The organism is Staphylococcus sp. HMSC062A01, assembly GCF_001836805.1.
In the GTDB taxonomy this organism is placed as follows: Bacteria; Bacillota; Bacilli; order Staphylococcales; family Staphylococcaceae; genus Staphylococcus; species Staphylococcus haemolyticus.
Genome location: NZ_KV830609.1, coordinates 23677 through 39821, shown reverse-complemented (window position 1 = coordinate 39821; position 16145 = coordinate 23677). Strand labels below are relative to the sequence as shown.

Sequence of the window (16145 nt, the reverse complement as noted above, 5' to 3'; positions counted from 1 at the left end):
TCATTCATTAGGAATTTCAAATCGACTGACCAAATTTCCATTCTTTTTAACGTAAGATTCAATTTCATAACCACCACTATGTTTGATCACTTTTTGAGAGGCAACGTTTTTGGGATTTGTAGTCATTAACACTTTATCTACGCCTATTTCTTTTAGAAAAGCTTTAGCCTCTTTCAGCATCAACGAAGCAATACCTTGTCCTCTACGTGACCTACACACTCCGTAACCTACATGACCACCTATATTTACTAAGCGTTGATTCAAGTAATGACGAATATCGACTGCACCAACAATCACCTCATTCTCGAAACAAAATAATGTTGTCGTCGGTACCCAGCCGTCATCAACTTCAGTACTATTTAGATGGTCTACCATACTCTCAAATGATTCATACCTTGACATGTCTGTGTTTGAAGGCACTATTGGTTCATCATTCACATACCATTCTTGGAGGTACTTCGTTAAAGCATCTTTATCTGCATAACTCAATTGTCTTAAACGTAACACGAGTATCCCTCCTTCTGCACTATAAGCTTATATTGTTTTAGTTTCTCATTTCATATTTTAAAATTATTTGTTATAAATCAATTTTACCAAAATACTAATCTGTTCCTCACATAAAAACAAAGCATAAATTTCAAAATCAGCTTTTTGTCACAATAAAAAGACTGGGACAATGAATATCATCCCAGTCTAAAAATTCTATCTTCTATTTTAATTTATTTAATAGTACCTAATTCTTTACCAACTTTTTCATAAGCAGCAATTGCTTTATCTAACATTTCTTTTGTATGTGCTGCTATAGGCATGTTTCTTACACGACCTGTACCACGAGGTACTGTTGGGAATACGATAGATTTTACATACACGCCTTCATCTTTAAGACGTTTACTAAATTCTTGAGTTTCTTTTTCATCACCAATAATAACTGGTGTAATTGGTGTTTCTGATTCACCAGTATTGAATCCAAGTTTTTCTAAGCCATCTTTTAAATATTTAGCGTTATCCCATAATTGATCGTGTAATTCAGTAGAAGCCATTAATTTTTTCACAGCTTCTGTAATTGCTTTTGTATCTCCAGGTGCTAAAGAAGTTGAGAATAAGAATGGACGTGATTGAGCTTTTAACCAATCAATTAATTCTTTAGTTCCTGCTACGTAACCGCCAACTACACCGATAGCTTTAGAAAGTGTACCGATTTGGAAATCAATTTTATCTTGTAGGCCAAAATGTTTAACCGTACCTGCACCTTTACCCATAACGCCTGAACCATGTGCATCATCAACATAAGTAATTAAACCGAATTCTTCAGCAATTTCAACGATTTCTGGTAATTTAGCAACATCTCCATCCATACTGAATACACCATCAGTAATGTACATTACTTTATTATATTGACCAGATTCTACAGCTTCTTTTGCTTTAGCTCTTAAGTCATCCATATCAGAGTGGTTAACACGGATGATTTTAGCTTTAGATAGACGACAACCATCAATAATTGAAGCATGGTTTAATTCATCTGAAAGAATCGCATCGTTTTTGTTCATTACTGCTGAAATAGCTGCCATGTTACAGTTGAAACCTGATTGATAAGCGATAGCTGCTTCAGTACCTTTGAATTTAGCTAAAGTCTCTTCTAATTCATCGTGTAGGTCTAATGTACCGTTGATTGAACGTACGGCACCAGCACCAACACCGTGTGAATCGATAGCATGTTTAGCAGCAGATTTTAAATCTTCATTAGTTGCTAGTCCTAAGTAGTTGTTTGATGATAAGTTAATATATTGTTTCCCATTGATTGTGATTTCTGGACCATTAGCACCTTCGATAGAATCGATTTCGTTATATAACCCATTATCTTTTAAATATTGAATATTTTCTTCTAAGAAATTGTGTAGTGATTGAACCATATTCATATCCCCTTTGTATTTTTATATCAACATAATCATAACTGATTTTCCTTCAACATGAAAGCACTATCATTCCAATAAATTCAATATATTGCATATTCTTCACCTCATGTACAATTGTTCATACAACATGTAATTTTCACTTCATTTTTCAAAAAATAAATAATTAAACTATTGAGTTGTATTAGAATTTGATATACTAAAATTCATAATAATTAGGAAGAAGTGGTTAATGTGTTAGATTGGTTTCAATTAGCCAGTAATAAGGAAAATAGAATGATACAGATGCGCCGATATATGCATCAATATCCTGAACCTTCTTTCGAGGAAACTTGGACGCATAATTATATTCTAAATCAGCTCAGTCATCTTGATTGCGAGATCGAATCACCTATTGGGCGTAATGGTATTAAAGCAACGTTTAAAGGAAAAGAAGATGGCCCTACTGTGGCCTTTCGCGCTGACTTTGATGCTTTGCCGGTACAAGAACTTAACGATGTACCCTATAAATCTAAAAATGATGGATTAATGCATGCATGTGGTCATGACGGACATACAGCAATCCTATTGGGTGTCGCTGAAATTGTGCATGAACACCGTCATTTATTAAAAGGAAATGTGGTCTTTATCTTCCAATATGGTGAGGAAATTATGCCTGGTGGTTCTCAAGAAATGATTGATGATGGTTGCTTAAATGGTGTAGACAAAATTTATGGTACACATTTATGGAGTGGTTATCGTACTGGTACAATATATTCAAGACCTGGTGCTATTATGGCATCACCAGATGAGTTCTCAGTTACAATTAATGGTAAAGGTGGACATGGTGCTAAGCCACATGAAACCATTGACCCTATCGTCATCATGGCAGAGTTTATCCTAAGTGCGCAAAAGATCATCTCTAGAACAATTGATCCTGTAAAAGAAGCCGTGCTCACATTCGGAATGATTCAAGCAGGATCATCGGATAGTGTTATTCCTGATAGTGCCTTTTGTAAAGGAACTGTGCGAACATTCGACACAGAACTTCAAACTCATATACACAATAAAATGGATAAGTTATTACAAGGACTTGCGTTAGCAAACGACATAACTTATGACTTGGAATACATTCGTGGTTATTTACCTGTACATAATCATCTAAATGCATATGAAGTTGTTAAACAAGCAGCGAATGATTTACATTTACGTTTTAATGAATCTGAATTAATGATGATTGGTGAGGATTTCTCTCACTATTTAAAAGTACGTCCAGGTGCTTTTTTCTTAACTGGCTGTGGTAATCCAGACAAAGGCATAACAGCGCCACATCATAACCCTCACTTTGACATCGATGAGTCTGCATTTAAGTATGCAGCTAGTGAGTTTTTAAAAATTTTAGAAATTGAACAAGTATTTTAAAATTGAATAAATTTATTTAGATTCTGTATGTCTATGATTACTTTTATATTGAGTTAATCATAGGCATTTTTTATTATTATTAAAAATGAGATTGAAAAAGCATAATCTGAAAACTAGAAATGAGATTAAAATGTAAATATGACATTTACAAAAATAAAAAAAGACTCCCAATAGGGAGTCTCATTTAGAAATAAGGAATAATTATAATTATTCGAAGATTTCAGTTACAACGCCTGATCCTACAGTACGTCCACCTTCACGGATTGAGAAACGAGTACCGTCTTCAATCGCGATAGGAGCGATTAATTCTACTGTCATTTCAACGTTGTCGCCAGGCATAACCATTTCTGTACCTTCTGGTAAGTTAACAACACCAGTTACGTCAGTAGTACGGAAATAGAATTGTGGACGATAGTTTGTGAAGAATGGAGTGTGACGTCCACCTTCGTCTTTAGATAAAACGTATACGTCTGCTTTGAATTTTGTGTGAGGTGTGATTGAACCTGGAGCAGCTAATACTTGACCACGTTGTACGTCTTCACGAGCAACACCACGTAATAATGCACCGATGTTGTCACCAGCTTCAGCGTAGTCTAATAATTTACGGAACATTTCTACACCAGTAACAGTTGTTTTAGAAGTGTCATGGATACCAATGATTTCAACTTCTTCACCAACTTTAATTTGACCACGTTCAACACGGCCTGTAGCAACAGTACCACGACCAGTGATTGAGAATACGTCCTCAACTGGCATCATGAATGGTTTGTCAGAATCACGTTCTGGAGTTGGAATGTAATCATCAACTGCTTGCATTAATTCTAAGATTTTTTCTTCGTATTGAGCATCGCCTTCTAAAGCTTTTAATGCTGAACCAGCGATTACAGGTACATCGTCACCTGGGAAGTCGTATTCAGATAATAAGTCACGTACTTCCATTTCAACTAATTCTAATAATTCTTCATCGTCAACCATGTCAACTTTGTTTAAGAATACTACTAATGCAGGCACACCAACGTTACGTGATAAAAGAATGTGTTCACGAGTTTGTGGCATTGGACCGTCAGCAGCAGATACTACTAAGATACCGCCGTCCATTTGAGCAGCACCAGTGATCATGTTTTTAACATAGTCAGCGTGTCCTGGGCAGTCAACGTGAGCATAGTGACGTTTGTCAGTTTGATACTCGATGTGTGCAGTATTGATTGTGATACCACGTTCTTTTTCTTCTGGAGCGTTGTCAATCATGTCATATGATTGTGCTACAGTGTCACCATTTTTAGCTAATACAGTTGCGATAGCAGCTGTTAAAGTAGTTTTACCATGGTCAACGTGACCGATAGTACCAATATTGGCATGTTCTTTTGAGCGATCAAATTTTTCTTTTGCCATTATTAAATCTCTCCTATTCTAGTAAAAGTTATTTCAATATTATCTCTCATGATAGTTTCTCACCATCATGAGACATAATGATTGTTAGAATTCATAATTCATTTATAATGCATTTTCAGTAAAAAATCAATTCATAAAGATGTTCACTTAATTAATAAGCTTACGCTGTATTTTACCTAGAAATTCTAGCTAAAACAAGTTTAATTATTCACCTTTATTTTTTTTGATGATATCATCAGCAATTGATTTTGGAACTTCTGCATAGTGATCGAAGTACATAGTGTAAGTACCGCGACCTTGAGTGTTAGAACGTAATGAAGTTGCGTAACCGAACATTTCTGAAAGTGGTACATAAGCGTTAACAACTTGTGCATTACCACGAGGTTCCATACCATCAACACGTCCACGACGAGCTGTTACGTCACCCATGATATCGCCCATGTATTCTTCAGGCATTTCGATTGTTACTTTCATCATTGGTTCTAAGATAACTGGATCACATTTTTTAGCAGCTTCTTTAAGCGCTAATGATGCAGCAATTTTGAAGGCCATTTCAGATGAATCGACATCATGGTATGAACCATCAAATAATTTAGCTTTAACATCGATTAATGGATAACCAGCTAATACACCGTTTTCCATAGCATCTTTAAGACCAGCTTCAACTGATGGAATGTATTCACGAGGAACTACACCACCAACGATAGCGTTTTCGAATTCGAAACCTGCGCCAGTTTCGTTTGGTGTGAATTCAATGTGAACATCACCGTATTGACCACGACCACCAGATTGACGAGAGAATTTACCTTGAACTTGTGCAGATTGCTTGAATGTTTCACGATATGAAACCATTGGCGCACCTACATTACATTCAACGTTGAATTCTTTCTTCATACGGTCAACTAAGATGTCTAAGTGTAACTCACCCATACCACCGATGATAACTTGTCCAGTTTCTTCATCTGTGTGTGCATGGAAAGTAGGGTCTTCTTCTTGTAATTTAACTAAAGCTTGAGTCATTTTATCTTGGTCAGCTTTAGATTTTGGTTCTACTGATAAGTGGATAACTGGTTCAGGGAATTCCATTGATTCTAAGATAATGTCATTCTTTTCACCACATAATGTGTCACCAGTACCTGTATCTTTAAGACCAACTGCAGCAGCGATATCGCCTGAGTAAACAGTGTCGATTTCTTGACGTGAGTTAGCATGCATTTGTAATAAACGACCTACACGTTCACGTTTGTCTTTAGTTGAGTTCTTAATGTAAGAACCTGATGTTAAAGTACCTGAATATACACGGAAGAAAGTTAATTTACCAACGTAAGGGTCAGTCATAACTTTGAATGCTAATGCAGCAAATTCAGCTGAATCGTCTGGTTTAGCAATTACTTCTTCTTCAGGATTTTCAGCACGATGGCCTACGATTGGTTTAACATCTAAAGGTGATGGTAAGTAGTCAATTACTGCGTTAAGCATTAATTGAACACCTTTGTTTTTGAATGCTGTACCGCAAAGTACTGGGTAGAATTCTACGTCAGTAGTTGCTTGACGAATTGCATCTTTTAATTCTGCTACTGAAATTTCTTCATCACCAAGATATTTTTCCATTAATTCATCGTTAGTTTCTGCAACTGCTTCGATTAAATTAGAACGAGCTTCTTCTGCTCTTTCTTTGTGATCTTCAGGAATTTCAATTTCTTCAATTTCAGTACCTAAGTCATTAGTATATTTGTAGCATTTCATTTCTACTAAGTCGATGATAGCTTCAAATTCGTCTTCGGCACCAATTGGTAATTGGATAGGTGCAGCGTTAGCATCTAAACGATCATGTAATGTACTTACAGAATAGTCGAAGTTAGCGCCTAATTTATCCATTTTGTTTACGAATACGATACGAGGTACACCATAAGTTGTAGCTTGACGCCAAACTGTTTCAGTTTGAGGTTCTACACCTGATTGAGCATCAAGTACAGTAACCGCACCATCAAGTACACGTAAAGAACGTTCAACCTCAACAGTGAAGTCTACGTGTCCTGGAGTATCGATAATGTTTACACGGTGGCCATCCCATTGAGCTGTTGTAGCAGCTGATGTGATTGTAATACCACGGTCTTGTTCTTGTTCCATCCAGTCCATTTGTGAAGCACCTTCGTGTGTTTCACCAATTTTGTGGATACGACCTGTATAGTAAAGAATACGTTCAGTCGTAGTTGTTTTACCAGCATCAATGTGAGCCATGATACCGATGTTACGAGTGTTTTTCAAAGAAAAGTCTCTAGCCATTGTTTTTCTCCTTCCAGTAATTACTGAATAAGTACTATTGAATATGGCGATGCCCTAAGCATGAGCCATCTTATTAGGTAAACCAATGTGACGGAACACACTCAGGGTTAAAGCTTTAATCTTACCAACGGTAGTGAGCGAATGCTTTGTTCGCTTCTGCCATTTTGTGAGTGTCCTCACGTTTCTTAACGGCACCACCTGTATTATTAGCAGCATCTAAGATTTCGTTAGCTAAACGATCTTCCATAGTTTTTTCACCACGAAGACGAGCGTAGTTAACTAACCAACGTAACCCTAGTGTAGTACGACGTTCTGGGCGAACTTCAACTGGTACTTGGTAGTTTGAACCACCCACACGACGAGCTTTTACTTCTAATACTGGCATAATGTTATTAATTGCTTCTTCAAATACTTCTAAAGCATCACGACCACTGCGTTGTTCTACAAGGTCAAATGCTGAATAAAGAATTCTTTGTGCTGTTCCGCGTTTACCATCTAACATAATTTTGTTGATCAATTTTGTAACTAATTTAGAGTTATGAATTGGATCTGGTAATACGTCTCTTTTAGGTACTGATCCTTTACGAGGCATAATTAAAATCCTCCCTTCCTATTATAGTATATTATTAAAAATTGAAATTAAAATTTACACAATCTTAAACTTAATTTTTAGGTTTTTTAGTTCCGTATAATGAACGGCCTTGTCTACGTCCGTCAACACCTGAAGTATCAAGTGCACCACGTACGATATGGTAACGCACACCAGGTAAGTCTTTTACACGTCCACCACGTACAAGTACTACACTGTGTTCTTGTAAGTTATGACCGATACCAGGGATGTATGCATTGATTTCAATATTGTTTGATAAACGCACACGTGCATATTTACGTAACGCTGAGTTAGGTTTTTTAGGTGTCATAGTACCTACACGAGTACAAACACCACGTTTTTGAGGTGAATTTAAGTTAGTAAATTGTTTCTTTTTACTATTAAAACCTCTGTTTAAAGCTGGTGAATCTGATTGTTTAGATTTGCTTTGTCTAGGTTTACGTACTAATTGGTTAATAGTTGGCATTGAAATGTCCTCCTCTCTTCACTTTTTAATTCCACACATCCAGGTGGTTCATTTTTAGGTTAAATAAAATTTAGTAAGCAATATACTTACTAATTCTCATTCAATAACGCAACAATTGTCGCATTAACGTTAATACCTACATAACTTCCTAAAGCATGCTTACTTTGAAAATAAGTAATAGGTATATTTTTATGATTGATTAAACTAAATACGTGAGCTAACAAATGTACCTCAACGTCTTGAGCAATAATCAAAGATGCAACTTGATCTCTATTTAACGCTTTAAGCGTTTCTTTAAGACCAACTACATAGTGTTGTTTGTTAAAGCGTGCAACTTTTTCATTAGACATTAAAATATCCTCCAAAGTTCTGCTTGCATCAACCTTTACAATAATAACACTTAAATCAGCATTAAGTCAACATATTTTGCAAACTTTTTACTAATTATAAAAAATAGAGAACGAGAGCGAGACTATCGTCTTAAAAGATTGATAAGTCCCGTCTCGTAGATATTGAAATGAATATGAATTCAGTGTTATTTCATTTATTATTCAATGATTTCTGCTTCTTCAGTTTCAGTAACTAGTGTTTCAGCTTTATCATATTTAACGTCACTATAACGTCTCATACCAGTACCAGCTGGAATTAACTTACCAATAATAACGTTTTCTTTAAGTCCAAGTAAGTCGTCGCGTTTACCTTTGATTGCTGCATCTGTTAGTACACGAGTTGTTTCTTGGAATGATGCTGCTGATAAGAAGCTTTCAGTTTCAAGAGAAGCTTTTGTAATACCAAGCAATACTGGTTTAGCAGTTGCTGGACGTTTACGTTCTTTAAACGCTTCTCTGTTTGCATCTGTGAAGCTATGAATGTCAACCAATGAACCAGGTAATAACTTAGTATCACCAGCTTCGATGATTCTAACTTTACGTAACATTTGTCTTACCATTACTTCAACGTGTTTGTCGTCAATTTCTACACCTTGCATACGATAAACTTTTTGAACTTCTTTAAGTAAGTAGCTTTCAGTCGCATTTAAACCAGCAACAGCTAGGAAGTTCTTAGGTTCGATTGAACCTTCAGTTAATACTTCACCACGTTCAACTGATTGACCGACTTCTACTTTTAATCTAGAAGTACCTGAAGCTAAGTAAGATCTTGTTTCATTAGCACCTTTAACAACAATTTCTTGTTGGCGATCTTTTGCTAATTTAATATCTTCAACGACACCTTCAATTTCAGTAATCACAGCTTGACCTTTTGGATTACGTGCTTCGAAGATCTCTTGGATACGTGGAAGACCTTGAGTGATATCGCTACCTGCTACACCACCTGTATGGAATGTACGCATTGTAAGTTGGGTACCAGGTTCACCGATTGATTGGGCAGCGATTGTACCAACTGCTTCACCCACTTCAACTTTTTCACCAGTAGCAAGGTTCTTACCGTAACATTTTTCACATACACCGTGACGTGTGTTACATGTAAATGCTGAGCGGATGTACATTTGTTCAATACCGGCATCAGTGATTTTCTTAGCGATTTCAGCAGTGATTAATTCGTCTGGACGGATGATGATTTCATCAGTTTCAGGATGACGAATTGTTTCTTTAGAATAACGTCCTTCAATACGTTCGATGAATGGTTCGATCATTTCTGTACCTTCTTTGATATCAGAAACTAGTAAGCCGCGGTCTGTGCCACAGTCTTCTTCACGAACAATAACGTCTTGAGCAACGTCAACAAGACGACGAGTAAGATAACCAGAGTCAGCTGTTTTAAGGGCTGTATCGGCAAGACCTTTACGCGCACCGTGTGTAGAGATGAAGTATTCTAACACTGTTAAACCTTCACGGAATGAAGATGTGATTGGTAACTCAATAATTTTACCTGATGGTGCGGCCATTAAACCACGCATACCAGCTAATTGTGTAAAGTTAGATGCGTTACCACGTGCACCAGAATCACTCATCATGAAGATTGGGTTTGTTTTCTCAAGAGATTGCATTAATTCGCCTTGAATTTGATCTTTGGCATCTGTCCAAATTTCAACAACGGCATTATAACGTTCATCTTCAGTAATTAAACCACGATTAAATTGTTTAGATACACGTTCTACTAATTTTTCGTGCTCATCTAAAATGTCTTGTTTATCTGGAAGTACAACAATATCTGCTACACCAACAGTGATTCCAGCTTTAGATGAGAATTTGAAACCTAAATCTTTCATACGATCAAGCATCATAGATGTATCAGTGATACTGAATCTATTGAACACTTCGGCAATAATATTACCTAAGAATTTTTTATTGAACGGTTCAATAAGTTCTTGTTCTTCAAAGTATGCTTTAAGTCCACCTTCACCTAATTGAGTTGGATCAATAAAGTATTTGTCAGGTGTTTTACCTTCAAGATTTGTTTGACTAGGTTCATTGATGAATGCGAATGAATCAGGAATGATTTCATTGAAAATTATTTTACCTACTGAAGTAGCTAAAATTTTGTTGTTTTGAGCTTCTGTGAATGTAGGGTTGTTAAATGATTTCGCATGTACACCAATACGAGTGTGTAAATGAACATAGCCATTTGCATAAGCTTTAAGCACTTCGTTTGTATCATTAAAGATAGTACCAGTGTTCACTGCATCTTTACGTTCTAATGTTAAGTAATAGTTACCTAATACCATATCTTGTGATGGTGTTACGACAGGTTTACCATCTTTAGGGTTCAAGATGTTTTGAGCAGCTAACATTAACATACGTGCTTCAGCTTGTGCTTCTTTAGATAAAGGAACATGAACGGCCATTTGGTCACCGTCAAAGTCCGCGTTGTAAGCTGTTGTTACAAGTGGGTGTAGACGGATAGCACGACCTTCAACTAATGTAGGTTCGAATGCTTGGATACCTAATCTGTGAAGTGTAGGTGCACGGTTAAGTAATACAGGGTGTTCTCTAATTACATCTTCCAATACGTCCCATACTTCATCGTCCATACGCTCAATTTTACTTTTAGCATTTTTGATGTTAGTAGCAATTTCACGTTGAACTAATTCCTTCATTACGAATGGCTTGAACAATTCAAGCGCCATTTCTTTAGGTAATCCACATTGATACATTTTTAAGCTTGGACCAACAGCGATAACTGAACGACCTGAATAGTCAACGCGTTTACCAAGTAAGTTTTGACGGAAACGACCTTGTTTACCTTTCAACATATGTGAAAGTGATTTCAATGGTCTGTTACCTGGACCAGTAACTGGACGACCACGACGACCGTTATCAATTAAAGCATCAACTGCTTCTTGCAACATACGTTTTTCGTTTTGAACGATGATGCCAGGAGCACCTAAGTCTAATAAACGTTTTAAACGATTATTACGGTTAATAACACGACGGTATAAATCATTTAAATCACTTGTTGCGAAACGTCCACCATCTAACTGAACCATTGGACGGATTTCAGGTGGAATAATTGGAAGTACGTCTAAAATCATCCACGCTGGATTATTACCAGAGTTTCTGAATGATTCAACAACTTCTAAACGTTTAATCGCACGTGTCAATCTTTGACCAGTTGCAGATTCTAATTCGTCACGTAATGATTTTAATTCTTCGTCTAAGTTAATTTCTTCTAATAGGTCTTTAATACCTTCAGCACCCATTTTAGCTACAAATTGACCTGGGTATTTATCATAATATTCTCTGAATTCAGCTTCAGATAATAATGATTTTTTCTCTAAGCCTGTTGGGCCTGGATCTACTACAACATATGAAGCGAAATAAATAACTTCTTCTAATGCTCTAGGAGACATGTCTAATAAAAGACCCATACGACTTGGAATACCTTTGAAATACCAAATATGTGAAACTGGAGCAGCTAATTCAATGTGTCCCATTCTTTCACGACGTACTTTAGATTTAGTTACTTCTACACCACATCTGTCACAAACCATGCCTTTGTAGCGTACACGTTTGTACTTACCACAACTACATTCCCAGTCTTTTGTAGGTCCAAAAATTCTTTCACAGAAAAGACCATCTTTTTCTGGTTTCAATGTACGATAGTTGATTGTTTCTGGTTTTTTTACTTCACCGTATGACCATGAACGGATTTTTTCAGGTGAGGCTAAACCGATTTTCATATAATGGAAATTATTTACATCAATCAAGGAGCCTACCTCCTTCAATTTAGATTAGCTGTGCTATTTGATTGATTTACATCTATTGAAACTAAAACAAGTCATATGATTGTAGGGAAGAAATCAGCACGATTAGCTTATTTTAAGTTGAAATCGAACTGAGTTTCTAATCCCTTACCTTTTATAACTTCAAATTCTAATTAGTCAGTAGTTTCTTTTTGAGTTTCAGGAACATCTTTTTGTTGTAAATCTACTTTGCGCTCAGTTGCATCTTCATCATCAACATCAGCCATTTCGATTTCATTATCTTGTTCATCCATAACTTTGACATCTAAACCTAAACTTTGTAATTCTTTCATCAATACGCGGAATGATTCTGGAACACTTGGTCTAGAGATGTTTTCACCTTTAACGATAGCTTCGTAAGTTTTAACACGTCCTACTGTATCGTCAGATTTGTAAGTTAAGATTTCTTGTAATGTGTAAGCAGCACCATATGCTTCTAATGCCCATACCTCCATCTCACCGAAACGTTGTCCACCGAATTGTGCTTTACCACCAAGTGGTTGTTGTGTAACTAGTGAATATGGACCAGTTGAACGAGCGTGTAATTTATCGTCAACCATGTGTGCAAGTTTAAGCATGTACATAACACCAACAGAAATACGATTATCGAATGGTTCACCAGTTCTACCATCGTATAAGACTGTTTTACCGTCACGAGCCATACCTGCTTCTTCGATTGTTGACCATACATCATCATCGTTCGCACCATCGAATACTGGAGATGCAACATGGATGCCTAAGTTTTTAGCAGCCATACCTAAGTGTAATTCTAATACTTGTCCGATGTTCATACGAGATGGTACACCAAGTGGGTTTAACATGATATCAATTGGACGTCCATCTGGTAAGTAAGGCATATCTTCTTCAGGTACAATCTTAGAGATAACCCCTTTGTTACCATGACGACCACACATTTTGTCCCCAACATGGATTTTACGTTTTTGTACGATGTATACACGTACTAATTGGTTAACGCCTGGAGATAAAGTATCATCGCCTTCTTCACGGTTAAACACTTTAACATCTAGAACGATACCACCAGCTCCGTGAGGTACACGTAATGATGTATCACGTACTTCACGTGCTTTTTCACCGAAGATAGCGTGTAATAATCTTTCTTCAGCTGTTAATTCAGTCACACCTTTAGGCGTTACTTTACCTACTAAGATGTCACCGTCTTTAACTTCAGCACCAACGTAGACAATACCACGATCATCTAAGTTTTTAAGTGCATTTTCTGAAACATTTGGAATATCACGAGTGATTTCTTCAGGTCCTAGTTTAGTATCACGGGCTTCTGATTCATACTCTTCAATATGAATTGAAGTATAAACGTCATCTTTAACTAGACGTTCACTCATAATAACAGCATCCTCATAGTTGTAACCGTCCCAAGTCATGAAACCAACGACAACGTTACGACCTAATGCCATTTCACCTAATTCCATTGATGGTCCGTCAGCTAAAATTTCATTATATTCAACGACATCGCCAACTGAAACAATTGGACGTTGGTTGTAACAAGTACCAGTGTTTGAACGTTTGAATTTAGCTAATGGATAACGATCTAATTCACCTTCATGTTCAGTACCGTTTTCTTCTACTAAACGACGAACTAAGATTTCTTTAGATTCAACATGTTCAACGCGACCTCTATATTTAGCTGTAATTGCAGCGCCTGAATCACGTGCAGCAACATGTTCCATACCTGTACCAACAAATGGTGCTTCTGTGTTCATCAATGGTACTGCTTGACGTTGCATGTTTGCACCCATTAATGCACGGTTAGAGTCATCATTTTCAAGGAAAGGAATACATGCTGTCGCAGCTGAAACTACTTGTTTAGGAGATACGTCCATGTAGTCCATTTTCTCTTTAGCCATAACTGTGTTATTACCACGGAAACGACATACGACTTCATCATCTAAGAAACGACCATTTTCATCTAAGCGAGAGTTCGCTTGAGCAACTACATAGCTATCTTCTTCATCAGCTGTTAAATAGTCGATTTGATCTGTAATAGAGTTAGTGTCTAAGTCTACTTTACGATATGGTGTTTCAATGAAACCAAATTCATTCACACGTGCATAACTTGATAATGAGTTAATCAAACCAATGTTTGGTCCCTCTGGAGTCTCGATTGGACACATACGACCATAGTGAGAGTAGTGAACGTCACGTACTTCCATTTGAGCACGTTCACGTGTTAAACCACCAGGTCCTAATGCAGAAAGACGACGTTTATGCGTTAACTCAGCTAATGGATTGGCTTGGTCCATGAATTGTGATAATTGAGAGCTACCGAAGAACTCTTTAATTGACGCAATAACTGGACGGATATTAATTAATTGTTGTGGTGTGATAGAGTCTGTGTCTTGAATTGACATTCTTTCACGTACAACTCGTTCCATTCTTGATAAGCCGATACGGAATTGGTTTTGTAATAATTCACCAACTGAACGTAAACGACGGTTTCCTAAGTGGTCAATATCATCTGTATAACCAATGCCATTTAACAAGTTAAAGAAATAACTCATTGAAGCAATAATATCTGCTGGTGTAATACATTTAACTTCTGAATCTGGTAATGCATTACCAATTACAGTAGTCGTACGACCTTCTTCATCATTTGGTACGTAAACTTTGATTGATTGAATCTCAACAGGTTCATCAATAACTGTACCTTCTAATTCAAACACTTCACTATTAGCATTTGTTTCTAAAACTTCCATAATTTCGTCTAATTTACGACGGTCTAAAACTGTACCTTCTTCGGCAACAATTTCACCAGTTTCGCTATTAACGATTGGTTCTGCTAATTTTTGGTTAAATAAGCGGTGTTTTAAGTGTAATTTTTTATTAGCTTTGTAACGACCAACACTTGCTAAATCATAACGTTTAGGGTCGAAAAAGCGTGAATAAAGTAAACTTTTCGCATTTTCAACTGTTGGTGGTTCACCAGGACGTAAACGTTCGTATATTTCTAATAATGCTTGCTCAGTATTTTCAGTGCCATCTTTTTCAAGCGTATTACGTAAATATTCACTGTCTCCTAATAAATCAATAATTTCTTGATCATTTGAGAAGCCTAAAGCACGTAATAATACTGTTAATGGTAATTTACGCGTTCTATCAATACGTACATAAACTACATCTTTAGCATCTGTTTCATATTCTAACCATGCACCACGGTTAGGGATAATTGTCGCATCATAGTTTTCACGACCGTTTTTGTCAATTTTTTCATTGAAATAAACGGATGGTGAACGTACTAATTGAGACACGATTACACGTTCTGCACCATTGATTACGAATGTGCCTGTATCTGTCATTAATGGGAAGTCACCCATAAATACTTCTTGTTCTTTAACTTCGCCAGTTTCTTTGATTATTAGACGTACTTTAACACGAAGAGGTGCAGCATAAGTAGCGTCACGGTTTTTTGATTCTTCTAAATCATATTTTGGTTCACCTAATCGATAATCTACAAACTCTAAAGAAAGGTTACCTGTGAAATCTTCAATTGGAGAAATATCACGGAACATTTCTAATAAACCTTCTTTTAGGAACCAGTCGTAAGATTTAGTTTGAATTTCTATTAAGTTTGGTAATTCTAATACTTCTGAAATTCTCGCATAATTTCTACGTTTACGATGTCTTCCATATTGGACAACTTGACCTGCCAAACAGATTCACCCCTCAAATATTGTGTGATGAACCAATACGCGTAAAATCGTATAACAAGACAAAAAGAAAACGGCAACACAGTTGATGACACCATTTTCGATTCTACATTTATTCTTGTTTATCGTACTCTTTTCGCGTAAAAGTACACACTTATTGAACATAAATTTTTACATTTTATAACTATATCAG

Annotated in this window: 10 protein-coding genes; 1 reads left to right on the top strand and 9 read right to left on the bottom strand. The window is 36.5% G+C overall.

The genetic code is table 11. The features are described 5' to 3' along the window. Together HMPREF2715_RS03510 and HMPREF2715_RS03505 are read right to left on the bottom strand one after the other, a co-directional pair. The gene (locus HMPREF2715_RS03510; protein WP_053022463.1) at positions 1-507 is read right to left on the bottom strand and encodes a GNAT family N-acetyltransferase; all 507 of its coding nucleotides are present in this window, start codon (positions 505-507) and stop codon (positions 1-3) included. 212 nt (positions 508-719) lie between these two features. After that, complete coding sequence (locus HMPREF2715_RS03505) at positions 720-1910, bottom strand: glycine C-acetyltransferase (RefSeq protein ID WP_053022462.1); 1191 nt, start codon at positions 1908-1910, stop codon at positions 720-722. Positions 1911-2144: 234 nt separating this feature from the next. On the opposite strand from HMPREF2715_RS03505, the gene HMPREF2715_RS03500 reads away from it, so the two are divergent. Then, a complete protein-coding gene (locus HMPREF2715_RS03500; protein WP_070839426.1) occupies positions 2145-3311 on the top strand; it encodes a M20 family metallopeptidase in 1167 nt (388 codons plus the stop codon). 207 nt (positions 3312-3518) lie between these two features. Here HMPREF2715_RS03500 and tuf read toward each other — a convergent pair whose 3' ends face one another. The 7 genes from tuf to rpoB all read right to left on the bottom strand — a co-directional run bounded on the left by tuf (position 3519) and on the right by rpoB (position 15955). After that, the gene (gene tuf, locus HMPREF2715_RS03495) at positions 3519-4703 is read right to left on the bottom strand and encodes an elongation factor Tu (protein WP_037552072.1); all 1185 of its coding nucleotides are present in this window, start codon (positions 4701-4703) and stop codon (positions 3519-3521) included. 204 nt (positions 4704-4907) lie between these two features. Continuing rightward, positions 4908-6989, bottom strand: a complete 2082-nt coding sequence (fusA, locus tag HMPREF2715_RS03490; RefSeq protein WP_049396704.1) for an elongation factor G — start codon at positions 6987-6989, stop codon at positions 4908-4910. A gap of 121 nt (positions 6990-7110) precedes the next feature. Then, positions 7111-7581 (bottom strand): 30S ribosomal protein S7, encoded by a 471-nt coding sequence (gene rpsG / locus HMPREF2715_RS03485; protein WP_001137495.1) that lies wholly within the window; start codon positions 7579-7581, stop codon positions 7111-7113. A gap of 70 nt (positions 7582-7651) precedes the next feature. Beyond that, on the bottom strand, positions 7652-8065 hold the full coding sequence (rpsL, locus tag HMPREF2715_RS03480) for a 30S ribosomal protein S12 (RefSeq protein ID WP_070839423.1): 414 nt from the start codon (positions 8063-8065) through the stop codon (positions 7652-7654). A gap of 89 nt (positions 8066-8154) precedes the next feature. After that, entirely contained in the window at positions 8155-8415 is a 261-nt protein-coding gene (locus tag HMPREF2715_RS03475; RefSeq protein ID WP_070839420.1) for a ribosomal L7Ae/L30e/S12e/Gadd45 family protein, read from the bottom strand. 197 nt (positions 8416-8612) lie between these two features. Continuing rightward, positions 8613-12206 (bottom strand): DNA-directed RNA polymerase subunit beta', encoded by a 3594-nt coding sequence (gene rpoC, locus HMPREF2715_RS03470; protein ID WP_176746963.1) that lies wholly within the window; start codon positions 12204-12206, stop codon positions 8613-8615. A 197-nt stretch (positions 12207-12403) separates the two neighbouring features. After that, complete coding sequence (gene rpoB, locus HMPREF2715_RS03465; RefSeq protein ID WP_037552082.1) at positions 12404-15955, bottom strand: DNA-directed RNA polymerase subunit beta; 3552 nt, start codon at positions 15953-15955, stop codon at positions 12404-12406. Between the last annotated feature and the right edge of the window lie 190 nt (positions 15956-16145).

Bases quoted from the DNA above. Each gene is read 5' to 3' on its own strand.
- rpsG (WP_001137495.1), bottom strand. From the start codon at position 7,581: ATGCCTCGTAAAGGATCAGTACCTAAAAGAGACGTATTACCAGATCCA.
- rpoC (WP_176746963.1), bottom strand. From the start codon at position 12,206: ATGAAAATCGGTTTAGCCTCACCTGAAAAAATCCGTTCATGGTCATAC.
- rpsL (WP_070839423.1), bottom strand. From the start codon at position 8,065: ATGCCAACTATTAACCAATTAGTACGTAAACCTAGACAAAGCAAATCT.
- HMPREF2715_RS03505 (WP_053022462.1), bottom strand. From the start codon at position 1,910: ATGGTTCAATCACTACACAATTTCTTAGAAGAAAATATTCAATATTTA.
- fusA (WP_049396704.1), bottom strand. From the start codon at position 6,989: ATGGCTAGAGACTTTTCTTTGAAAAACACTCGTAACATCGGTATCATG.
- tuf (WP_037552072.1), bottom strand. From the start codon at position 4,703: ATGGCAAAAGAAAAATTTGATCGCTCAAAAGAACATGCCAATATTGGT.
- HMPREF2715_RS03475 (WP_070839420.1), bottom strand. From the start codon at position 8,415: ATGTCTAATGAAAAAGTTGCACGCTTTAACAAACAACACTATGTAGTT.